This is a genomic window from Nonomuraea maheshkhaliensis (assembly GCF_039529435.1).
GTDB classification, from domain to species: domain Bacteria; phylum Actinomycetota; class Actinomycetes; order Streptosporangiales; family Streptosporangiaceae; genus Nonomuraea; species Nonomuraea maheshkhaliensis.
This window is the reverse complement of record NZ_BAAAMU010000023.1, coordinates 100543-121212: the sequence shown is the minus strand read 5'-3', so window position 1 is coordinate 121212 and position 20670 is coordinate 100543. Positions and strand designations below refer to the sequence as shown.

The following is a 20670-nucleotide window of genomic DNA, read 5'->3' as shown; positions in this document are numbered from 1 at the left end:
CCGTCGCCGCCGCGGCCGGGGCAGGCTGGTGGCGGCGACGGCGCGGCGGCGGGGCCGCGCGCTCCGCCGTGCCGTCGAGGGTGGTCCCGTCGGTCATCGGGCCCATCAGGAACCTCCCATACCGGCTTCGGCGGACTCCTTCTGGCACTTCTCCTGCGCGGACTTGAAGTCGGGGTCCTCGCCGACGTCGCGGGTGATGCGCATCATGCCGCCCTCGGGGTCGGGGTAGTTCTCGACGCCGTTGTCGCGCATGCACTGGGCGAGTTTGCGCAGGTTCTCGGCCATCTTGGGGTCTCCGCCACCCTTGCGCTGGCCGCTCGGGGCGTACTGCTTGCAGGCGTTCTGGGCCGCCTCGACCTTCTCCTGGGGCGTGTTCTTGTCGAACCTCATCGTGAACCTGCCGCTGGAGTCGGGGTCGGGCACGTCGATGCCGTTCTCGCGCATGCACTGGGCGAACTTGAGCGCCTTCTCCTGCGGGTCCTCGCTGGGCTTGGCGCCGGCCGTGCTCTGGTTCGTCGCGCCTCCGCTCACCGAGGCCACGTCCGCCCCCGCCCCGCCGTCCGCGCCGCAGCCCGTCAGGACCAGGCTGAGCGTCAGCGGCGCCGTGACCAGGGCGCCGAGGATTCGTCCTCGCATGACAGTTCTCCTCCGTCGAATGAATGCCGTTCGAGGGGAGATGCAATAGGCCGGGGCGTTTCCTCAGCGTTTCCCCCTGGCGGCTCATCCCGGAACGCGGCGGCTTATCCGGAACGAATATCCGTTCCGTCACACTCGGCTTCGTAGGCGGACGGAAAGGACCTGAAGACGCCATGCGGGTGCTGGTGGTTGAGGACGAGCCGACGCTCGCCGACGCGATCGCCGAGTGGCTGCGCGAGGAGACCCACGCGGTCGATCTGGCGCACGACGGTGCGGCCGCGCTCGAGCGGATCGCGGTCAACGACTATGACGTGGTCGTGCTGGACCGCGACCTGCCGCGCGTGCACGGCGACGAGGTGTGCAGGGAGATGGTGGCCTCCGAGTGCGCCGCCCGGGTACTGATGCTCACGGCCGCCGCCCAGCTCGACGACCGGGTGACCGGGCTGTCCCTGGGCGCCGACGACTACCTGCCCAAGCCGTTCGCCTTCCCCGAGCTGGCCGCCAGGGTGCTGGCGCTCGGGCGGCGCTCGCGGCCGGCCGTGCCGCCCGTACTGCGGCGGGCCGGCATCACGCTCGACCCGGCGCGCAGGGAGGTGTTCAGGAACGGGCGGTTCGTGCCGCTGTCGAAGAAGGAGTTCGCCGTCCTGACCGAGCTGCTGCGCGCGGACGGCGCGGTCGTGTCCGCCGAGCAGCTGCTGGAGAAGGCGTGGGACGAGAACGCCGACCCGTTCACCGGGGCGGTCCGGCTCACCATACTCAAGCTGCGCCGCAAGCTCGCCGAGCCGCCGGTCGTGCAGACGGTGGCCGGGGTCGGGTACCGGATCGCATGAGACTTCCATGGCCGAGCTCGTTGCGGCCCACGCTCAGGCTGCGGCTCACGGCCGTGTACGGGGCGCTGTTCTTCCTCGCCGGGCTGGCCCTGCTGGCGGTCACGTACCTGCTGTTCAACCAGCAGCTCGACCGGACCTTCGAGGAACGCTTCGCCTCCTCCGAGCCCGGCAGGAGCAAGCAGGTCTTCCTCACCAGGGACGGCGTCACCGTCTACGGCGAGGAGGCGAAGGAGTGGCTGCGGCAGCAGGAGACGCAGATCCAGTCCGCCGCGCTCACCTCGCTGCTCGCGCAGGGCGCCGTCGCGCTGATCGCGGTCGGGGGCGGGGCCGTGGGGCTGGGCTGGGTGGTGGCGGGCCGCATGCTGGCGCCGCTGCGGCTGGTCACCGACACCGCGCGCCGGATCGCCGCCGCCCCCATGGCCGAGCGCGGGCTGCACGAACGCATCGCGCTCAGCGGCCCCGCCGACGAGGTCAAGGACCTGGCCGACACGTTCGACACCATGGTGGAGCGGCTCGACCACTCCTTCGACGGGCAGCGCCGGTTCGTGGCCAACGCCTCCCATGAGCTGCGTACGCCGCTGACGTTGAACCGGGCGCTGGTCGAGCTGGCCATGCACCGCCGTACGGCCACGACCGACGTCAAGGAGCTGGGCGAGAGCCTGCTGGAGATCAACACCCGTCACGAACGGCTCATCAACGGGCTGCTGCTGCTGGCCAGGTCCGAGCAGGACGTCGCGGACCGCTCGCCGGTCGACCTGGCGGACGTGGTGACGCACGTGGCCGCGCAGAGCGCCGACGAGGCCGCCGACCGCAAGGTCACCCTGTACGAGGTCGCCGCCCCCGCCCTCACCACTGGGGACGCGCTGCTGCTCGAACGGCTGGTGCACAACCTGGTGGAGAACGGGCTGCGTTACAACCTCGACGACGGCACCGGGTGGGTGCGGATCGTCAGCCGTACCGTGTCGGAGTTCCAGGTGGAGGTGGAGGTGAGCAACACCGGGCCGAGCGTGGCGCCGTACGACGTGCCGCTGCTGTTCAAGCCGTTTCACCGGCACCGGCCCGAGCGGACGGTGACCGGGACCAGCGCCGGGCTGGGGCTGTCGATCGTCCGGTCGGTGGCGGTGGCGCACGGCGGTGATGTCAGGGCGCGGCCCAGGGAGGGCGGCGGGCTGGTCGTGGTGGCCGCGCTGCCGCGGGCGCGGGACTACTGAGATCTGGATGAAGGAACCTTCGGCGGGTGCGTGACTTCACCACAAATCCTGATTTGAGTCGCTATCGTACGTAAAGATCTGCCGCACCCGTCTCAGGAGTCACTTCTCTCATGGCGAACGTCGAACCGCTGCGGGAGGACGACCCACCGGCGGTAGGGCCGTACCGGCTGCTCGGCCGCCTCGGGGCGGGCGGGCAGGGCACCGTCTACCTCGGGCAGGCGCCCGACGGCCGGCGCGTCGCGGTCAAGGTGCTGCGGGGCGGCGCCGGGTTCGGGGCGCGGTTCGCCAAGGAGATCGAGGCGGCGCGGCGGGTGGAGCCGTTCTGCATCGCGCAGGTGCTCGACGCCTCGCCGGACGACCGGCAGCCGTACATCGTGACCGAGTACGTCGAAGGCCCCTCGCTCCAGCAGGCGGGCCGCCACACCGGCGCCGACCTGCAGCGGCTCGCGGTCGCCACGGCCACCGCGCTGGCCGCCATCCATCAGGCCGGGGTCGTGCACCGCGACTTCAAGCCCGCGAACGTGCTGCTCGGGCCCGGCGGGCCGCGCGTCATCGACTTCGGCATCGCCCGTGCCATGGACGACCCCGTCACGCACGGCGGCGGGATCGTGGGGACGCTCTCCTACATGGCTCCTGAGCAGCTCGCCGGGCAGCCGCTGAGTCCGGCGGCGGACGTCTTCGCGTGGGCGTCGGTGATGGTGTGGGCGGGGACGGGCGCGCCGCCGTTCGGGCAGGACACGATGCCCGCGATCATCAACCGGATCCTGAACAACGAGCCCCAGCTGGGCGAGCTGCCGCACGGGTTGCGTGCGATCGTGTACGACTGCCTGGCCAAGGATCCGGGGCGGCGGCCGACGATGCGGGACGTGATCCTGCGCCTGCTCAGCGGCCAGAACCCCGGCCCTGCGCCGCAGCCCGCAGCGGGGGCGGCGTCGGGGCCGGGGCCGGGCGGCTGGGCCCAGGGCACTCCCATGCCAGGGGCACCGGGGGCGATGCCACCGGGCGCGGGGCCATCAGGCGCGAGGCAAGGTCCTGGTCACGGGCCTGGCTTCGGGCCAGGACCTGGGCCTGGGCAGGCGCCGGGGAGCGGGGCCGAGTATCGGGGGAAGCGGCGGGGGTCGGTGCTGGTGGCCGTGGCCGCCGGGGTGGCCGGGTTCATGGTGGCGGCGCTCATCGCCGGCGTCGTCTGGGCCGCCCCCTGGTCGGGCTGGAAGGGCACGGCGTTCCTCTCCGCGGGCTCCCCCACCCCGGGCACCAGCCAGGACACCGATCAAGACACCGGCCCGGACGCCGACGAGGACGACCCGGCGGACAGGACGCCGGAACCCGGTCATAAGCCCACCAAGACCACCTCCAAGCCCCGTACCACCGCCCCCAAGACCCAGAAACCCACCCGGAAGCCCACCGCCACCCCCACCCGGACAAGTACGCCGGCGCGCACGAGCGCCCGCCCCACCCCCGCCCCGACCAGGACCACCAGGAAGCCCGCCACCGGCGCCAGGATCAGCATCCTGCAGATCGACATGTTCGGCGGCCCCGGCCAGTCGGACGCGAGCGGCTGCTACATGCCCCCGGTGCACTTCCAGACCCAGGTGGAGTCGAGCAGGCCGGGCATCTGGGTCTCGTACAAGTGGACCATCGACGGCCAGGTCCGCGTGAACAACAGGTCCTGGGTGTCGGAGGGCGAGTACACGGCGTTCGTGACGTCCGGGCAGTACATGCTGAACGCCGGCCGCCACACCATCGCCCTGAACGTCACCGCGCCCGCCACCACCCGCAAGAGCATCACGATCGACGTCTGCTCCCTGGACGACTACCAATGACGCCCGAGGCCATCGGCCCCTACCGGATCGTCGGGCAACTCGGCGAGGGCGGCCAGGGCATCGTCTACCTGGGCTCCGCCCCCGACGGCACGCGCGTCGCGATCAAGGTGCTGCGTGAGGGCGTGATCGGCGACGGCCGCTTCGCCAAGGAGATCGCCGCCGCGCGGCGGGTGGAGCCGTTCTGCATCGCGCAGGTGCTGGACGCGTCGCTGGGCGGGCGGCCGTACATCGTGACCGAGTACGTCGAGGGGCCCTCGCTGCAGCAGGCCGGCCCGCACACGGGGGCGGACCTGCAACGCCTGGCCGTCGCCACCGCCACCGCGCTGGCCGCCATCCACCGGGCCGGGGTCGTGCACCGTGACTTCAAGCCGGCGAACGTGCTGCTCGGCCGCGACGGGGCGCGCGTCATCGACTTCGGCATCGCCCGCGCCATGGACGACGCGGTGACCCGTACCAGCAGCATCGTGGGGACGCCCGCGTACATGGCTCCCGAACAGTTCCTCGGCGCGCCCGCCGGACCGGCCGTGGACGTGTTCGCGTGGGGGTCGGTGATGGTGTACGCGGCCACCGGCGCGCCGCCGTTCGGCAACGACTCGCTGCCCGCGGTGCTCAGGAGGATCCAGTACGAGGAGCCGCGGCTGGACGGCGTGCCCGAGCCCCTGCGCTCGATCGTGCACGCCTGCCTGGCCAAGGATCCCGCGGCCCGCCCGGCCATGCAGGACGTCCTCTTCCAGCTCATCGGCGCGTCCCCCGCGCGCCCACCCCACCCACCCCGCCCGGCCCCCTTCCCCTCGCGACCGCCCTTCCCTGGCACGACCGGCGGGCCCGGGGCGGTCGGCGGGCCCGGAGCTGGAGGCGGGCCTGTGGCCGGAGGTGGGCCCGGTCTGGTCCACGGGGCCGGGGCGGTCGGCGGGGCCGTCCATGGCAGGGCCTTCGCGCACGAGACGACCGGTCCCATGCGCACGTCGTCCCGCAACGGTCTCGTGCTCGCGCTCCTGGCCGGCGGCACGGCGGTCGTCGTGACGGCCGGCGTGGCCGCCGCGTGGGTGTGGTGGCCCGGCTGGCGCGGGGGCGGCCCCGGCACGACGGCCGCCATCACCGGCCCGGCCTCCACCGCCGCCTCGACCCGTACGACGAGCAGGGCCAAGCAGTCGGCCAGAACCCTGAGGCCTACCAAGACCCCGACCCGGACCCCGAAGAGCACGCAGACCCCCCGCGACACGCCCGCCCCCACGCCCGTCCGCACGAGGAGGACCGCCACGGCGCAGCCGAGCGTGAAGCCCACCACCGTGAAGCCCACCACCGCCGAGCCGTCCACCGCCGGCGGCGTCAAGTCGGTGACGTTCACCTACGAGGGCATCAGGGTGGGCGACTGCTGGCGTTATGACATGAACATCTGGGCCAAGGTCTCGGCCACCGGCACCTACAGCTACCGCTGGCTGGTCAACGGGCAGAACCAGGGCAGGCAGTCGGGCACGCCCGGGTCGCGGCCGCTGCTGCCGTCCATCACATGGAAGGGGGAGGGCACGTACCGCGTGGTCTTCGAGGTGATCACTCCGGCCCGCAGCCAGAAGAGCGTCACGGTGAACATCTGCGGCCTCGACGAGGGCTGGTGAGCTTCGGGCGGCGGCGGGTACCTAGTGATCATCGCGGAAAGGAGACCCCCTGATGACCACGCCCGTACTGCCCCGGTTCCACCTCGCCGTCCCCGTGGACGACCTCGGCGCCGCCCGTCACTTCTACGGCGATCTGATCGGTTGCGCCCAGGGCCGCAGCTCGGACACCTGGATCGACTGGAACCTGCGCGGGCACCAGTTCGTCACCCACCTGGCGCCGTCGCGGGCGCACCGGGCGCACAACCCGGTGGACGGCCACGACGTCCCCGTGCCGCATTTCGGGTTGATCCTCACGATTCCGGAGTTCCACCAGCTGGCCGGCCGGTTCCGGGAGGCGGGCATCGCGTTCGTGATCGAGCCGTACCTGCGTTTCGAGGGGCTGCCGGGCGAGCAGTGGACGATGTTCCTGCTGGATCCGGCCGGCAACGCGCTGGAGTTCAAGGCGTTCGCGGACGACTCTCAGGTGTTCGCCGTCTGAGCAGGTCGGCGAAGGTCGTGGCCGGCTCGCCGGTGAGGAGGGGGATCGCGCCGGTGACCCCTTCGAGCTCGCCGGCCGCGATCGCCAGGTAGGTCGACACCCAGGCGTCGACCTGCCACGCCGGCGCGCCGTAGACGCGGCGCGACTCGTACGCCTCCGCCACCGTCTCCTCGTGATAGGCGACCTCCCGCCCGGTCACCTCGGTCATGGTGGCGGCCACCTCCTCCAGCGTCAGCGCCTCGGGGCCGGTGAGCTCGTACGTCGCCCCTTCGTGCGGGCCCGGCCGCAGCAGCACGCCGGCCGCCGCGCGTGCGATGTCGTCCTGGGCCACGGCCGCCACCCGCCCGCGCCCCGCCGGCCCCCTGATCACGCCGTCGTCGCCGGCCATGGCGGGCAGGAAGTCGGCGTACAGGTTGTCGCGCAGGAAGGTGAAGGCCAGCCCGCTCTCGCGAATGCACTGCTCGGTGGCCCAGTGGTCGCGCGCCAGCGTGAACGTGGCCTCGGGGGCGGCGCCGTAGAAGGAGACGTACACGAGGTGGGTCACCTGGGCGTCACGGGCGGCGTCCACGAAGGCGCGGTGCCGGTCGAGACGGTCGGCGCTCTCCGACGCGGACACGAACAGCACGGTCGAGGCCCCGTCGAGCGCCTGGCGCATCGCCGCCCGGTCACCGTATTCCGCGTCGACGGCCGTCGCACGGTCGAGCCGGGGCACGCGTCCGACCGCCCGCCGCGACACCAGCCGCTGCTCGGCACCGGCCTCGGCCAGCAGCGCGGCGATCCTGCCACCAAGCGCACCGGTGGCCCCCGTCGTGACGATGAACGACATACCCGCACCCTACGACGACCGTCTCGCGCGCCGTCAGCCGGTCGGCGAGCTCACGCGGCGCGGGCCTCGAACCAGAGCGACCCGAGGTCGTGACCGGCGGTGAGACGGAGCCTGTGATCACACATCGCCCAGGCCCACCGGGCGGATTCACGCGCGAGCCTGCTCGGCCATCGCGCTGTGAAGCTGCTCCGCGTCCCAGGCGGGCTCGTGAAGGTCCAGCCGGTTCGCGGCCCGGAAGCCGTCCAAGGCCACGTAGACGTGCCGTTGCCACATCGACGGGGCCACCTCCCGGGTGGCCTCGGCGACTCTGCTGCTCGCCCAGAGCATCAGGAACAGGTCGGCGCCGGTGACGTCCGGACGGACGGCGCCGGACGCCTGCGCGCGTTCCAGCACCTGTTGCGCGAGCGCGCAGATCTCACCGTGCACAGCGTCGGTGCGGTCGTCGCCGGGGAAGCGCCGGGCCAGGAAGTCGCCGAACGCCCGGTCCCCGGCCTGGGCCGCGCACAGGGTTTCGAGCAGACCGCGGAACGCCTCCCATGGATCCTCCAGCCCGGACGCGGCCTCCACCTCGGCGATCACGTGGCGCAGCTTCGGCTCAAGGACGGCGCACAGGAGGTCGAGGCGGGTCGGGAAGTGCCGGTAGAGGGTGCCGACCACCAGGCCCGCCTCCCGGGCGATGCCATCGAGTGCGGCCTGCGCACCCTGGTCGGCGAACGCGCTCCGGGCGCATTCGAGCAGCCGCTCGCGGTTCCGGCGGGCGTCGCGGCGGGCGGGCGGCGGGTTTCCCCTGGAAGGCATGAAGCCACCGTAGCAATGTGCGACATGTCTCAACTTTGAGGGTGCTCTCATCTTCGCTACAGTGGCCGTCAAAGATGAGAGACCTCTCATTTTTGGCGCAGAGGGAGAGACATGGCGAAGCTCGACGGGAAGGTCGCGGTGATCACCGGCGCGACCTCCGGACTGGCGCTGGCGACGGCGAAGGCGTTCGTGGCGGAGGGCGCGCACGTGGTCATCACCGGCCGGCACCAGGACCGGCTGGACGCGGCGGTGGCCGCCATCGGCCGCGACGTGACGGGGGTGCTCGGGGACGTCGGCCGGATCTCCGACGTGACGCGCCTGGCCGAAGTGGTGGCGGCCGAAAGGGGCCGGGTGGACGTGCTGGTCGCCAGCGCCGGCGCCTGGACGTGGAACGAGCCCATCGGCGACGTGACCGAGGAGTCGTTCGACGCCGTGTTCGGCGTGAACGTGCGCGGGACGTTCTTCACCGTGCAGAAATTGCTGCCACTGCTGTCCGACGGCGCCTCGATCGTGCTCGTCGGGTCGGGCGCCGCGGACAAGGGCGATCCGGGCACGACGGTCTACGCCGCGAGCAAGGCGGCGCTGCGCTCGTTCGCCCGGACCTGGACCACCGACCTGAAGGCGCGCGGGATTCGGGTCAACGTCCTCAGCCCGGCCGCGATCGACACCCCCGCGTTCGCGGACCTGCCACCGGGGTTCAAGGAGCAGATCGCCGCGCAGGTGCCCGTCGGCCGCCTCGGCGACGTGCACGAGATCGCCACCGCGGCGCTCTTCCTCGCCTCCGCGGACTCGAGCTTCGTCACCGGAATCGATCTTCCCGTGGACGGTGGGATCGGCCAGGTCTGAGCGGCTTGCGCGGTCACGGCGATCTCCGCCGTCTTCTCTTCACCCACCCTCATCCTTTACGGCACAGCCGACGGCACCGCCACCCTCCGCACGTGGCTGGGGGCCTCCAGGAAAACGGCCGCTGAGCCCGCACAGGGCCGGGCGCCGTTACGTGCGCGACGTCGGCCGCCCGCGTGGTCACCGGTTCGCCACGCCGGGGCCCGCAGGGCGTATTCCGGTGAGCGCGAGGGTGAGCAGGCGGTCAGCCTGGGCCGCGCCGTCGGGTTCATGCTCGACGGCCAGGCAGATGGCGTTGACCAGGGTGAGCAGGTCCATGATCGAGACGTCGGGCCGGGCGGCGTTCGCCCGGCGGGCGCGGGCCAGCAGGTCCGCTCCGGCGTCGGTGATCATCGTGTGGCAGGTGGCGCCCCAGGCAGGGTCGCCGTCGTGGGCTCCGCGCATCAGCGAGGCGGCCAGGCCCCGGTTGGCCACGACGTGCCTGGCGACGGCTCCCAGCCAGATCGCCAGTGCCTGCCCGGGATCGTCGGAGCCGGCGGCCAGGTCTTCCGCGGTGGCGCACAGGGCCTCGACCTTGTCGCGGAAGACGGCCTCCAGCAGCCGCTGCCGGGACGGGAAGTGGCGGTGCAGCGTGGCCGAGCCGACGCCGGCCCGCCGGGCGAACTCCTCCAGGGACGCCTCGGCCCCCTGCTCGGCGACGGCCTCGGCGGCGGCTGCCACGATGCGGTCGTAGTTGCGGCGGGCGTCGGCGCGCATCGGCCGCGCGGAGGCGGTCGTACGGCTGTCGGGCGGCATGTCGTTCTCCGGCGGGCTTGCATAAACGGGGTGGCCCTCCATATCGTACTCACCCATAACCGGGGGGCCACCCCACTTAGGGGTTGGCCACCGCATGCCTACCTTCTGGAGACATTTCGTGAAAACCATCGTGGTGGTGGGAGCGACCGGCCTGCAGGGCCGGGTCGTGACAGCACACCTGCTCGCGGGCGGCCGGCGGGTACGGGCGGTGACGCGCGATCCGGACGCCCCGGCGGCCCGCGCGCTGGCCCAGGCGGGCGCCGAACTCGTCCGGGCCGAGATGGACGACCTCGCCTCGCTCGTCACCGCCGCCGAAGGGGCCTACGGCCTGTTCAGCGTGCAGCCCACCGTCGGCTCACCGGGCACGCCCGCGGGCTTCTCGGCCGAGGACGAGGTCCGCTGGGGCCGCAACGTCGCCGACGCGGCGCACGCGGCCGGCGTGCGGCACCTGGTCTACGCCTCGCTCGCCGGCGCGGGCCGCCACGACACCGAGAAGCTGCCGGTCAACACGGTCAACAAGTGGCGGATCGAACAGCACATCACCCGGCTGGGCCTGCCCGCGACCTTCCTGCGCCCGGTCTCGTTCATGGAGAACTACACCGGCGGCTACTACCTGCGCGACGGCGCCCTGGCCACCGCGTTCGACCCCGACGTACCGCAGCAGATCATGGCCGTCGACGACGTCGGCGTCTTCGCCGCGCTGGCCTTCGACCGGCCGGGCGAGTGGATCGGCCGCGCGGTCGACCTGGCCGGGGATGAACTGACCCCACGCCGGACCGCCGCCGCCATCTCGGCGGCGATCGGCCGGCCGCTGCCGTACGTACGGATCCCGATCGAGGAGATCGCGCGGATTGGGGAGGACTTCGCCTACGCCTACACCTGGCTGAACGAACGCGGCTACCGCGCCGATGTCGCCTTCGCCCGCGCCCTGCACCCGGGCCTGACGAACCTCGACACCTGGCTGCGGCGGACGGGAGCGGCCCAGATCTCCGCCTTCCTGGCCGCCCAGGACACCGCCGAACGCGCTGGGTGAAGCCGAGCGGAAGCCGATCTGAGTCGGGTCGTTGTTTGACTGATCCTGTCCGAACGCTGAGAAAGGATCCGATCATGCGGAGCTTCTTGAAGCCACGGCCCGGAGTCGCGTCGGCCTCTGCGGTCGTTCTCGCGCTCGTCACGGCGCTGTCGTCGGGCGCGCCGGCGGCGCAGGCGGAGGAGTCGAAAGCCCAGGGGCGGGCGAGCGCGGCCGCGTGGGAGCCGTGGATGCAGTTCTTCGGCCCGCACGAGACCGTGACCCCCGACGCGTCCACGCTGCTCAGAGACACCATGCTGCACAACTGCGACAGCGAGTACGCCTGCCTCGCCGCCGGGGAGGGCGACGGCGAGCACACCGTCTTCGAGGTGACCTACTGCAAGCCGGACGATCGCTGGGTGTCCAACTTCATCGGCGACGGGGCCGTGGCGAACCACCAGGTCAACGATGCGAAGGTCGTCCTGATGGACAAGAACAAGAAACCGCTGCGGACCATCGACGCGGGCAAGATCGTGCGCGTGGACTGGGATCCGGTCTACTACATCGACGTATGTTGACGCACGCCCTGTACCTGCTCGCCCACACGCGGTTCGCCCGGCCGGGACGGCCGGGCTTCCGTGTCAACCGAAGGCACGTTCACCCCGTCTCCCTTGTGCACCGTCCGTCGCAGAGGAGCCGCCGTGCGTGTCCAGTTGGCCGTCTTAGCCGCCGTGATCCTGTCCTGCGTCGCCTCTCCCGCCGCACACGGGACCGCCTCCGCGATGAAACTCCAGGAGGTCGTGGAATATGAGTGCACCACCAATCCCACGAAGGAAAAGCAGTCCATCAGCATCGACGTCGGGTTGACGGTGCCGGCACAGGCCACGGTGGGCGTGCAGATGACCATCGGCTGGACCGGCGCCTACGCCGCGGGCTCCCAGCTGCTCGCCCCCGCCACGGGCCTGGAGGGCCAGGTCAACATGTACGTCTACGCGGGCATCAGCGGTATCGACGGTCTGACGTCGGCCACGGGAGTCGCGCCGCTGGACACCATCGATCCTGGCGAGCCCATCGTGCTCCCCTCGACGGCTGAGCTGAGGACGACGCCGGGAAAGGCCGACAGCGGCACGGTGCACGCGGCCGCCATCAACTTCGGCCCCCGCCCTCAGGGCCCGGTGATCGAGTGCGAGGTGAAGGACAAGGAATCCCTGAGGGAGCATCCCCTCACCGTCGTCGGGGCGGGCCAGTCCCCGAGCGAGAGCCCCAGCCCCGACGCCACCGACACCGAGACCACGGACCCTGCGGAAACCCCCTCCGAAACCCCCACGAAAACCTCTGCCGAAACCCCCACCGGCGGGGTGGCCACGGGGGCGGGTGGGGAGGCCGGGCCGGATGGGCGGATGGTGGTGGTGGCGGGGCTCGTGATCACGGGGGCCGCGCTCGCCGGTCTCCGCCGTCGCGGGCCGAAGAGACCCCTGTAGCCGGTCTGTAGTCACTTTGTAGGGCCTGAACTGATCGTTGCTCCGTGAGAGGGGGCGTCGAGCCCCGTCCACGGAACGAGAGGGAGAGTCCCATGATCAAGACCGCTCGCCGTTACGCCAAGTACGCCGTCAGCGCCCTGTCCACCGCGGTGTTCGTGCACATCGGCTGACCCGCCGGGCAGGTTCACGCCCCCCGGGGGATCAGCCCCGGGGGGAACAGGCGGAGGAAGGTGAGGCGTGTTCGGCACAGCGATGCGGCAACTGGGCTACGCGTGGACGATGATGTCCGGCCGGCGGTTCCGGATCCGGGACGTGCGCGCGCTGGTGGACGACACGCGGGCCACCATGGAGGCGTTCGGGTCGCCCGGTGAGGGCTCCGACGACATGCTGGCCGCCGCCGATCCGGAGATCCAGGAGGATCTCACGAAGCGGCGCCTGCGCCGTACGATGAAGCACGCCCTGGCGGAGGTCCCCTACTACCGCCGCATCGGCGAGCCGGGCATGACCCTGACCGATCTTCCCCCGACGCCCAAGCAGGCGCTGCGCGGCATGCCGGCCGCCTTCGTGTCGGACCGGGCCCGCCCCGCCGTGCTGGCCCACACCACCGGGACCACGGGCAGCCCCACGCTCGTCTGGTTCTCCGCGTACGAGGTCGAGCTGATGTCCTCGATGGCGGCCCTGGCGCTCATGCTGACCGGCGGCGTCCGCGAGGAACATCTGTGGGCCAACGCCATCAGCTCGCGGTCGATCGCCCAGGTGGTCGCCGAGCGGGCGGTGCCCATGACGGGCGCCGGGTTCGTGCACCTCGGCATGATCGATCCTCGCGCCGCGCTCGACCGGCTGGCCACACCGCTGCACGTGCCCGGCAAGCGTCCGCTGATCAGCCACGTCAACGTGACCGCCTCCTATCTGGCGGCGCTCGTCCAGGAGGCCGAGCGGGGCGGCTGGAGCCCGCGCGACTTCGGCCTGATCGAGGTGTGGTCGGGCGGCGAGGTGCTGACCGACGCGCTGCGGGTGCGGGCCGAGGAGGTGCTGGGCGCCAAGGTCTTCGACGGCTACTCGATGACGGAGATCGCCCCGGTCACCGGCCAGGTGTGCGACGACGGGCACCTGCATCTGCCGGCCGATCAGGGCCAGGTGGAGGTGCTGGACCCGGTCACGCTGGAGCCGGCCGCGCCGGACACGACCGGCGTCCTCGTCATCACCCCCTACTCCTCCTTCCGCGACACCACCCTCCTGCTCCGGTACGTCACCGGCGACCTGGTCAGAACGCTGCCGGAGTCCGCGCCCGTGACCTGCGCGATGGCGGCGATCCCCGCGACCTCCCGCGTCCTCGGCCGCCTCACCGGGACGAGCGGCCTGACCACCCGCGACGTCCTCGACGTGCTCCAGGCGGAGCGGGCGCTGCCGCTGCCGACGAGGTACGCGGTCGAGGACGACATCCTCTACGTGGTGTCGGGCAAGGACGACCCGACCCTGCTCAGCCGGTTGGAGGAGCGGGCCGAGGGGCTGCCGATCAAGGGCATCGTCCTGGTCGAGACCCCCGGCGACCTGCCCATCCCCTGCCAGGTCCGGGCGGACCTGATCGAGCACAGCTTCGAGCACGCCGCCCCCGTACCGCTTGGAGTCCGGTGATCTCGCACGTCCTGGGCCTGCACACGCTCATCGCGCTGACGGTCGCGCTGTCCGCCTGGTTCCTGTCCCGTTACACGATCCCGCGCCCGCCGGTGGGCCGGTTCGTCCGCGCGGACATCGCCGTCATGGTCGTCGCGCTGGTGGCCATGCCGTTCGCGTACCTGCACGTGCCGGTCGCGATCGTGGTGTCGGTGTTCGGGGTGGTGGTGTTCACGTTCACGCAGCTGACGCTGGCGCCGGTGCTGGGCGGGCGGGTGGCGGGGTTCGCCGCCCTGGTGCTGTGCGGCGGGGACGTGGCGGCGTACTTCGCCGGGTGGAGCGGCGTCGTCCTGGTGCTGAACGACGTGGCGGTCATCCTGCTGGTGGTGGGCGCGGTCAACCTGTGGGTGCAGACGGCCATCTCCCCCGCCCAGGTGGCGGCGCTGGCCGCCGCGCTGACCCTGTACGACACGCTGGCCACCGGGCTCACCTCGCTGACTTTGGACTTCGTGGCCCGCCTGGACGGGCTGCCGTTCGCGCCGGTGCTGGCCACGCGGGGCGCTCCCGAGCCGTCGCTGGTCGGGCTCGGCGACTGTCTCATGCTCACGTTGTGGCCGCTGGTGGCGTACCGGAGTTACGGGCGGATCGCGGGATGGACGGCGGCCGGCGTGGACGCGGCGCTGCTGGCGGTCGTGGTGGCGGCCTTCCTCGGCGGGGGCGGCGCGGTGCCGCTGCTGACCACGCTGGGGCCGCTGATCGTGGTCCAGTGGCTGTACTGGCGCTCGCGTCCCGTGCCCGTGCCGAGCCGGCCCGAGGTGGAGCGGGCGCTGGAGTTCGTTCCCGAGGCGGTGCCGGCCGGCGCGGCGCAGGGCCAGGAGCGGGGACGGTGGGTGGCGCTGGCGGACGGCGGCGTCGTGGGCGAAGGGCCGACGCCGGGCTCGGCGCGGCGGGCGGCCAGGCAGTCGGGAGCCGAGTCAGTGCCCGTGGTCACCTTCCTGCAACCGGCGGAATGAGCCGCGTGATCACGTTCCCGCAGCCGACCGAGCGAGCCCTTCCAGCCGTGCCCGTACGCCTCACGCGGGGCCGGCGAGGTAGGCGCTCACCTGGACGGCCTCAGGGCCGTGTTCGAACAGCCGCAGCGCCTCCCGCCACACCGCCTCCGCCCGTTCGCGTTCCCCCAACCCCGCGTGCGCCCGGCCGAGCTCCCTGAGCACCCGGGCCCGCCACACGGGCGGCCCGTCGGGCCCGAGCCGCTCGTGCGCACCGCCCAGCAGCACGACTGCCTCCTCAGCCCGCCCCTGGCGCAGCCGCACCTCCCCCAGCGCGTACGTGGCCAGCGCCTCCCCCAGCCCGTCCCCGCTCTCGCGGAAGAGCGAGCGGGCCCCGTCGAGCGCGTCCACGGCCTCGTCGAAGCGCCCGAGCGCCCCCAGCGCCTCGCCCAGCCGGCGCAGCACCTTGCCGGTCGCCACCCGGTGCCCGATGACCTCGCTGATGAGCAGGCTCTCCCGGTAGTAGCGGACCGCCTCGGCCGCCTCGCCGCTCAGGTAGCAGGCCGTGCCCAGCGCCCGCAGCAGGTCGCCGCGCACCCGCCTGTCGTCGCCGGCCACGGCCAGCCGGTCCTGGCAGAGCCGCCTGGCCTCCGCGTACTGTCCCCGCTCCATGTGGATCCAGATCGGCCAGGTCCAGGCGTAGTCCAGCCCACCGGCGTCGCCCAGCTCCTCCAGCAGCCGGATCGCGCGGTGGGCGTCGTCGAGCGCTTCGTGCAGGAGCCCGGCGCCGTGGTGGCAGGCCGCCCGGTTGATCAGCGCGTACGCCGCCCCGTGCCGGTCCCCGATCCGCTCGAAGCCGTCGTACAGCCGGCTGAAGTGAGCCCCGGCCGCGCCGAAGGCGCCACGCGACAGCGGCACCCCGGCCAGCAGCAGCTCCGCCCGCAGCGCGGTGCGCTCGTCGCGGGCGGCCGCGATCACGGCCCGCTGCGTGCGCTCGACGTCGTCGAGGAAACCTTCCAGGCTCAGGTACGCCGACAGGTGGTGCGCCAGCTCGGCCGCCTCCGCGACCAGCCCCAGCTCGATCGCGGCCGAGACGCTGTGGACGAGCGTCCTGCGCTCGGCCGCCAGCCAGCCGATGCCCGCCCCCTCCACCGGCGGCCCGGCCTGCCCCGCCTCCTCCAGCGGGTACGGCGGCGCGGTCGGGATGGGCAGGTCGCTGGTGGCCGCCCTGATCCGGCGCAGGCACTCCAGCACGTGACGTCCCAGCGCGGCCCGCTGCTCCTCGGGACTGTCCTCGGCCAGGGCGCGCTCCTCGGCGTAGACGCGCAGCAGGTCGTGCAGGCGGTAACGCGGCTGCCCGGCCTCGTCGATCTCCCTGGAGTCGAGCATGCCCGCGGCGACCAGGGTCTCCAGCGCCACGTCGGCCTCCAGCGCGGAGCGGCCGAGCAGCGCGGCGGCCGACCATTCGGCGATGCTGCCCAGGTCCGCCAGCCCGATCAGCCGGAACGCCCGCCTGGCCGGCTCGGGCAGGGCGGCGTAGCTGCCGCCGAACGTGCCGCGGACGTCGGGCCCGCCCACGACCAGCTCGTCCAGCCGCCGGTCGGCGAGCCGGCCGGCGAACTCGCGGACCGGCCAGGCGGGGCGGATGGCCAGCCGCGCCCCCGCCACCCTGATCGCCAGCGGCAGCATGCCGCAGGCGCGCAGGATGTCCAGCTCGGCGGTTCCGGCGGCCGCCCCCCGGGGCGCCGCCTGGCGCCAGCGGGCCGCGAAGCCGGTGCCGCCGGCGATGCGTTCGAGCAGTTGCCTGGCGTCGTCCTCGCCCGGCAGGTCCAGCGGCAGCCGGGTGGCGCCTTCCAGCACGGGCAGGCGCGATCTGGAGGTGACCAGCACGCAGCAGCGGGCCGTGCCGGGCAGCAGGTGGCGGACCTGGGTCTCGTCCTGGGCGTCGTCGAGCACGATGAGCACCGCCAGGTCGGCCACCCGCTGGCGCAGCAGCCTGGCCCGTTCCTCCAGGTGCTCGGGGATGAGCGTACCGTCCACGCCGAGCGAGCGCAGCAGCTCGCTGAGCAGGTCGGCGGGGCGGCGCGGCCCGGCGGCGTCGCGGCCGAGCCGCAGGAAGACCTGCCCGTCGGGGTAGTCGGCGCGTAACCGGTGGGCGGCGTGCACGGTCAGCGTCGTCTTGCCGACGCCGGGCAGGCCGGAGACGACGACGATCGGCGGCGAGCCGCGGTCCCGCCGCGCCCGCGCCGCCGTCAGCAGCACCTCCAGCTCGGCCCGCCTGCCGACGAAGTCGGAGGTGTCGGCGGGCAACTGGCACGACGGCCCCAGGAACGCGGCCGCGCCTGGGCGTACGCTCAGCGCCGGATCTCCGGCCAGCAGCGCGGCGTGCAACTCGGTCAGCTCGGGGCCCGGCTCGATGCCGAGCTCGCCGGCGAGCAGCGTGCGGGCCTCGCGGAAGGCGTCGAGCGCCTCGCTGCGCCGGCCGCTGCGGTGCAGGGCGAGCATGAGCTGCGCCCACGACCGCTCGCGCAACGGATGGGCGGCGACCACGGTACGCAGCTCGGCCACGAGGTCGTCGCGCCCGAGTTCGAGGCGGACGTCGATCCACTCGGACCTGGCCAGGACGAGCTGCTCCTCCAGCTCGGCGATCCTGGCGGCCATCACGCCGCCGAGCCTGGCGTCCTCGGCCGGGCCGCCCTGCCACAGCGCCACCGCCTCGCCGTAGGCGCGCTCGGCGGCCTGCCGCTCCCCCGTCTCCCTGGCCTTTCTGGCGCGGCGTACCGCCTCCTCGAACGCCAGCAGGTCGAGCTGGCCGGGCGGCAGTTCGCAGACGTACCCGGAGGACTCGGTGCGCAGGCGCAGCGAGGTGCCGCGCAGGGCGTGGCGGAGCTGGGAGAGGTAGGTCTGCAGGTTGGCGACGGCGGACCTGGGCGGGTCGTCCCAGACGGCGGCGATCAGGCGCTCGGTGGAGACCACGACGCGCGGATGCATGAGCAGGGTGGCCAGTACGGCCCGCTGCTTGGCGCTGAGGTGCACGGGCCCGTCGGGTCCGTGCACGCGCAGAGGCCCCAGAACGGCGAACTCCATGGTGGCAGCCCTCCCGATGCTTCCGGTAGATCACCTTATCCGAGGCACCCCCGCCGATGAATCGGCATATATCGGGTTACGTCATGGCATGTCGGTTGGTCAAACCATTGAACTCGCGCCATGCGGGCGTTACGGTTCACCCCAACGGACTTTTGACCGTCTGTACTATTGTATCGATTGCTACGTGATGAGGTCTGCCCGAGCATGCCAAGACGAGTGACGATCCCTCTGATCCCCCTGGTGGCAGCCCTGCTGGCGGGCACACTCCCCGCGCTCCCCGCCGCCGCCGCATCCCCCGCTCAGACCGTCGTGTACGTCGCCAAGACCGGCAAGGACGACGCCACCGGCACCGAGAAAGACCCGTTCGCCACGATTGAACGCGCCCGCGACGCCCTGGCCGGCCGGACGAGCGAGCGCAGGCCGGGCGTCGTCCACATCCGCGAGGGCGTCTACCAGACGTCCAGGACGATCGAGGTCACGGGCCCCGCCCAGTCGTACGTCACCTATGCCGCCTATCCGGGCGAGCAGGTCGAGCTCGCGGGCGTGACCACGCTCGCGCCGGAGAAGTTCCGCAGGCTGAGCGACGTGCCCGAGAGCGAGGCGAAGTGGTCGTCGCGCTCGCGCGTCCCCACCGCCGCGGCGGCCGGCGTCCACGTCTACGACCTGGGCGCGGAGGGCATCCCCACCGGCACGCTCAACAAGAACGGCTTCAACTGGAAGCCCCAGCCCTTCGCCCCGCAGCTGATCACCGACGACGTCGCCCAGACCCTCGCGCAGTATCCCAACGGCGCCGCCAAGCTCGACCGCACCCACGTCACCGTCAAGGAGGCCCCGAAGGGCGCCCGCGACTACTTCTCGGACAAGACCGCCGACGGCACGACCCTGCCGTACGAGGACATGCTCAAACTCCCCGGCCCCGTCTACGCGGTCGCCGACCCGGCCGTCGCCGAGCGCCACACCACATGGGCCAAGCCCCCGGGCGCTGCCGAGCCCGACAGCACGAAGGTCGAGACGGACGGCTGGCTGGCCGGATATTTCGGCAACAACTACGCCAACGACCGCGTACGCATCGACCAGGCCGGCGGGAACGAGCTCAGGACGACCTACCCCACCATGTACGTCGCCACCGACAAGTGGACGTCGTTCGTGGCCCAGAACGTGCTGAGCGAGCTCGACACCGAGGGCGAGTACTACATCGACCGCTGGCAGGGCCACGACACCCTCTACTACTACCCGCCGGGCGGGACGGTCGAGGGCAAGACCATCAGCCTGACCTCCTTCGACGCCCCGTTCTTCGAGCTGGAGAACGTCAGGGGCGTCACGCTCAAGGGCCTGAAGCTGAACGGCACCACCGGCACCGGCGTGCGCCTGCTCGACGCCGAGTCCTGCACGATCGACGGCCTGGAGATCCTCAACGTCAGCATGGACGCGGTCCAGATCGGCGAGGCCAACGACGCGATCACGGCCATCGCCGAATACCGCACGAGCCGGGGCGGCCACCGCAACCGCGTCGTCAACAGCAGGCTGCACGACCTGGGCGGTGGCGGCGTCTTCACGGCGGGCGGCGACCGCGACTCGCTCGAACGCGGTGACCACGTGGTGGAGCACAACGAGATCTACGACTTCTCGAAGCTGGCCACGTACACGCCCGCCGGTTACATGTACGGCGTCGGCAACACGTTCCGCTACAACGACGTCCACGACGCGCCGCACATGGCCATCCAGATCATGGGCAACGACATGGAGATCAGCCACAACAGGTTCGAACGGCTGGTGACACACGCCTCCGACCAGGGCGTCATCTACGCGGGGCGGGACTACACGTACCTGAACAACGTGGTGGCCCACAACCTGTTCAGGGACATCGGCGCGGACGGCAACCAGGCCATCTACATGGACGACGGGATGTCGGGGATGGTGGTGCACCACAACTTCTTCGACATCGTCCAGCACGGCCTGTTCTACCAGTCGGGCCACAGCAACGTCGCGGCCGACAACGTGTTCAAGGACGTGAAGTACATCGGCCACGACAAGCTCTACCACGAGGGTGGCAAGCGGCTGCCGGTGGCCAACGCGAAGGTCGTGGTCGAGCGGTTCAACGACATGCTGAAGATCGGTGACGGCACCGGATTCACCAACACCCGGCGCAACGTGGAGAAGTGGTACCGCCACTACGCCAGGCAGTATCCGAACATCCGCGACTGGTACGTCCCGTCCACCGCCGACGGCCGGGTCTGCACCGAGATCGGCACCACGGAGTGCACGGACGAGCAGGTGTGGAGCAACCCGAACTCTGTCTACGTCCCGGCGCGCAACGTGCTGACGCGGTCGGTGAGCATCGGCACCGGCGACTTCGCCTACACCGACGACGCCGGCGGGCTGAGCGTGAAGACGTTCAATCCGGACTTCGACTCCCACAACGTGAAGGGGGCCGGCGCGGCCGAGCTCGCCTTCGATCCGGCCACGGGCAAGTTCGACGCCCGCACCACGCCGCTGAACGCGGCCGAGGGCTTCGGCCGGGCGTGGGTGAAGGAGTGGAACAGGACGTTCACCCTGGACGGCATCGGGCCGGCCGCGAGCTGATCCCGGGCAACGGTAAGGCCCAGGCCGTCCCGGCCTGGGCCTTTACACGCT

General features: G+C 72.1%; 18 protein-coding genes. 13 read left to right on the top strand and 5 right to left on the bottom strand.

Going from position 1 to position 20670, the window contains the following annotated elements:
• Window positions 1-105: 105 nt before the first annotated feature.
• Window positions 106-636: a hypothetical protein gene (locus ABFX54_RS18240; RefSeq protein ID WP_346106251.1), complete on the bottom strand. Its 531-nt coding sequence runs from the start codon at window positions 634-636 to the stop codon at window positions 106-108.
• Window positions 637-809: 173 nt separating this feature from the next.
• Between ABFX54_RS18240 and ABFX54_RS18235 the strand changes: the two genes are divergently transcribed.
• From ABFX54_RS18235 to ABFX54_RS18215, 5 genes are all read left to right on the top strand, one after another.
• A complete protein-coding gene (locus ABFX54_RS18235) occupies window positions 810-1466 on the top strand; it encodes a response regulator transcription factor (RefSeq protein ID WP_346106250.1) in 657 nt (218 codons plus the stop codon).
• Window positions 1463-2677 carry a sensor histidine kinase gene (locus tag ABFX54_RS18230; protein WP_346106248.1) on the top strand — a complete coding sequence of 405 codons (1215 nt, stop codon included), beginning with the start codon at window positions 1463-1465 and terminating at the stop codon, window positions 2675-2677. Before ABFX54_RS18235 ends, ABFX54_RS18230 begins: the two co-directional genes overlap by 4 nt.
• Window positions 2678-2787: 110 nt before the next feature.
• Window positions 2788-4500: a serine/threonine protein kinase gene (locus ABFX54_RS18225; protein ID WP_346106246.1), complete on the top strand. Its 1713-nt coding sequence runs from the start codon at window positions 2788-2790 to the stop codon at window positions 4498-4500.
• A complete protein-coding gene (locus ABFX54_RS18220; protein ID WP_346106244.1) occupies window positions 4497-6116 on the top strand; it encodes a serine/threonine-protein kinase in 1620 nt (539 codons plus the stop codon). The genes ABFX54_RS18225 and ABFX54_RS18220 overlap by 4 nt, the downstream gene beginning before the upstream one ends.
• A 52-nt stretch (window positions 6117-6168) precedes the next feature.
• A complete protein-coding gene (locus ABFX54_RS18215; RefSeq protein ID WP_346106242.1) occupies window positions 6169-6594 on the top strand; it encodes a VOC family protein in 426 nt (141 codons plus the stop codon).
• On the opposite strand, the gene ABFX54_RS18210 is transcribed toward ABFX54_RS18215, so the two are convergent.
• Together ABFX54_RS18210 and ABFX54_RS18205 are read right to left on the bottom strand one after the other, a co-directional pair.
• A complete protein-coding gene (locus ABFX54_RS18210; protein WP_346106241.1) occupies window positions 6554-7420 on the bottom strand; it encodes an SDR family oxidoreductase in 867 nt (288 codons plus the stop codon). The genes ABFX54_RS18215 and ABFX54_RS18210 overlap by 41 nt on opposite strands.
• A gap of 147 nt (window positions 7421-7567) precedes the next feature.
• Window positions 7568-8218 (bottom strand): TetR/AcrR family transcriptional regulator, encoded by a 651-nt coding sequence (locus ABFX54_RS18205; RefSeq protein ID WP_346106239.1) that lies wholly within the window; start codon window positions 8216-8218, stop codon window positions 7568-7570.
• Between the two features lie 111 nt (window positions 8219-8329).
• Here ABFX54_RS18205 and ABFX54_RS18200 point away from each other — a divergent pair, with 111 nt between their 5' ends.
• Window positions 8330-9064, top strand: coding sequence for an SDR family oxidoreductase (locus tag ABFX54_RS18200; protein WP_346106237.1), 735 nt, complete (start codon window positions 8330-8332; stop codon window positions 9062-9064).
• A gap of 177 nt (window positions 9065-9241) precedes the next feature.
• On the opposite strand, the gene ABFX54_RS18195 is transcribed toward ABFX54_RS18200, so the two are convergent.
• The gene (locus tag ABFX54_RS18195) at window positions 9242-9913 is read right to left on the bottom strand and encodes a TetR/AcrR family transcriptional regulator (protein WP_346106235.1); all 672 of its coding nucleotides are present in this window, start codon (window positions 9911-9913) and stop codon (window positions 9242-9244) included.
• A 61-nt stretch (window positions 9914-9974) separates the two neighbouring features.
• Here ABFX54_RS18195 and ABFX54_RS18190 point away from each other — a divergent pair, with 61 nt between their 5' ends.
• The 6 genes from ABFX54_RS18190 (at window position 9975) to ABFX54_RS18165 (ending at window position 14973) form a co-directional block, all read left to right on the top strand.
• Window positions 9975-10889 carry an NmrA/HSCARG family protein gene (locus tag ABFX54_RS18190; protein WP_346106233.1) on the top strand — a complete coding sequence of 305 codons (915 nt, stop codon included), beginning with the start codon at window positions 9975-9977 and terminating at the stop codon, window positions 10887-10889.
• 74 nt (window positions 10890-10963) lie between these two features.
• Window positions 10964-11443, top strand: coding sequence for a hypothetical protein (locus ABFX54_RS18185; RefSeq protein WP_346106232.1), 480 nt, complete (start codon window positions 10964-10966; stop codon window positions 11441-11443).
• A gap of 123 nt (window positions 11444-11566) precedes the next feature.
• The gene (locus ABFX54_RS18180) at window positions 11567-12346 is read left to right on the top strand and encodes a hypothetical protein (protein ID WP_346106230.1); all 780 of its coding nucleotides are present in this window, start codon (window positions 11567-11569) and stop codon (window positions 12344-12346) included.
• A gap of 44 nt (window positions 12347-12390) precedes the next feature.
• Entirely contained in the window at window positions 12391-12516 is a 126-nt protein-coding gene (locus ABFX54_RS18175) for a hypothetical protein (RefSeq protein WP_346106229.1), read from the top strand.
• A gap of 67 nt (window positions 12517-12583) precedes the next feature.
• The gene (locus ABFX54_RS18170) at window positions 12584-13981 is read left to right on the top strand and encodes a phenylacetate--CoA ligase family protein (protein ID WP_346106228.1); all 1398 of its coding nucleotides are present in this window, start codon (window positions 12584-12586) and stop codon (window positions 13979-13981) included.
• Window positions 13978-14973, top strand: a complete 996-nt coding sequence (locus ABFX54_RS18165) for a hypothetical protein (protein WP_346106226.1) — start codon at window positions 13978-13980, stop codon at window positions 14971-14973. The genes ABFX54_RS18170 and ABFX54_RS18165 overlap by 4 nt, the downstream gene beginning before the upstream one ends.
• A 60-nt stretch (window positions 14974-15033) precedes the next feature.
• Here ABFX54_RS18165 and ABFX54_RS18160 read toward each other — a convergent pair whose 3' ends face one another.
• Window positions 15034-18036 carry an AfsR/SARP family transcriptional regulator gene (locus ABFX54_RS18160; protein ID WP_346106224.1) on the bottom strand — a complete coding sequence of 1001 codons (3003 nt, stop codon included), beginning with the start codon at window positions 18034-18036 and terminating at the stop codon, window positions 15034-15036.
• 216 nt (window positions 18037-18252) lie between these two features.
• On the opposite strand from ABFX54_RS18160, the gene ABFX54_RS18155 reads away from it, so the two are divergent.
• The gene (locus tag ABFX54_RS18155; RefSeq protein ID WP_346106223.1) at window positions 18253-20619 is read left to right on the top strand and encodes a right-handed parallel beta-helix repeat-containing protein; all 2367 of its coding nucleotides are present in this window, start codon (window positions 18253-18255) and stop codon (window positions 20617-20619) included.
• Window positions 20620-20670 lie beyond the last annotated feature (51 nt).

Excerpts from the sequence above, each read along its gene's own strand:
- ABFX54_RS18240 (WP_346106251.1), bottom strand. The coding sequence starts at position 636 with ATGCGAGGACGAATCCTCGGCGCCCTGGTCACGGCGCCGCTGACGCTC.
- ABFX54_RS18235 (WP_346106250.1), top strand. The coding sequence starts at position 810 with ATGCGGGTGCTGGTGGTTGAGGACGAGCCGACGCTCGCCGACGCGATC.
- ABFX54_RS18230 (WP_346106248.1), top strand. The coding sequence starts at position 1,463 with ATGAGACTTCCATGGCCGAGCTCGTTGCGGCCCACGCTCAGGCTGCGG.
- ABFX54_RS18225 (WP_346106246.1), top strand. The coding sequence starts at position 2,788 with ATGGCGAACGTCGAACCGCTGCGGGAGGACGACCCACCGGCGGTAGGG.
- ABFX54_RS18220 (WP_346106244.1), top strand. The coding sequence starts at position 4,497 with ATGACGCCCGAGGCCATCGGCCCCTACCGGATCGTCGGGCAACTCGGC.
- ABFX54_RS18215 (WP_346106242.1), top strand. The coding sequence starts at position 6,169 with ATGACCACGCCCGTACTGCCCCGGTTCCACCTCGCCGTCCCCGTGGAC.
- ABFX54_RS18210 (WP_346106241.1), bottom strand. The coding sequence starts at position 7,420 with ATGTCGTTCATCGTCACGACGGGGGCCACCGGTGCGCTTGGTGGCAGG.
- ABFX54_RS18205 (WP_346106239.1), bottom strand. The coding sequence starts at position 8,218 with ATGCCTTCCAGGGGAAACCCGCCGCCCGCCCGCCGCGACGCCCGCCGG.
- ABFX54_RS18200 (WP_346106237.1), top strand. The coding sequence starts at position 8,330 with ATGGCGAAGCTCGACGGGAAGGTCGCGGTGATCACCGGCGCGACCTCC.
- ABFX54_RS18195 (WP_346106235.1), bottom strand. The coding sequence starts at position 9,913 with ATGGGTGAGTACGATATGGAGGGCCACCCCGTTTATGCAAGCCCGCCG.
- ABFX54_RS18185 (WP_346106232.1), top strand. The coding sequence starts at position 10,964 with ATGCGGAGCTTCTTGAAGCCACGGCCCGGAGTCGCGTCGGCCTCTGCG.
- ABFX54_RS18160 (WP_346106224.1), bottom strand. The coding sequence starts at position 18,036 with ATGGAGTTCGCCGTTCTGGGGCCTCTGCGCGTGCACGGACCCGACGGG.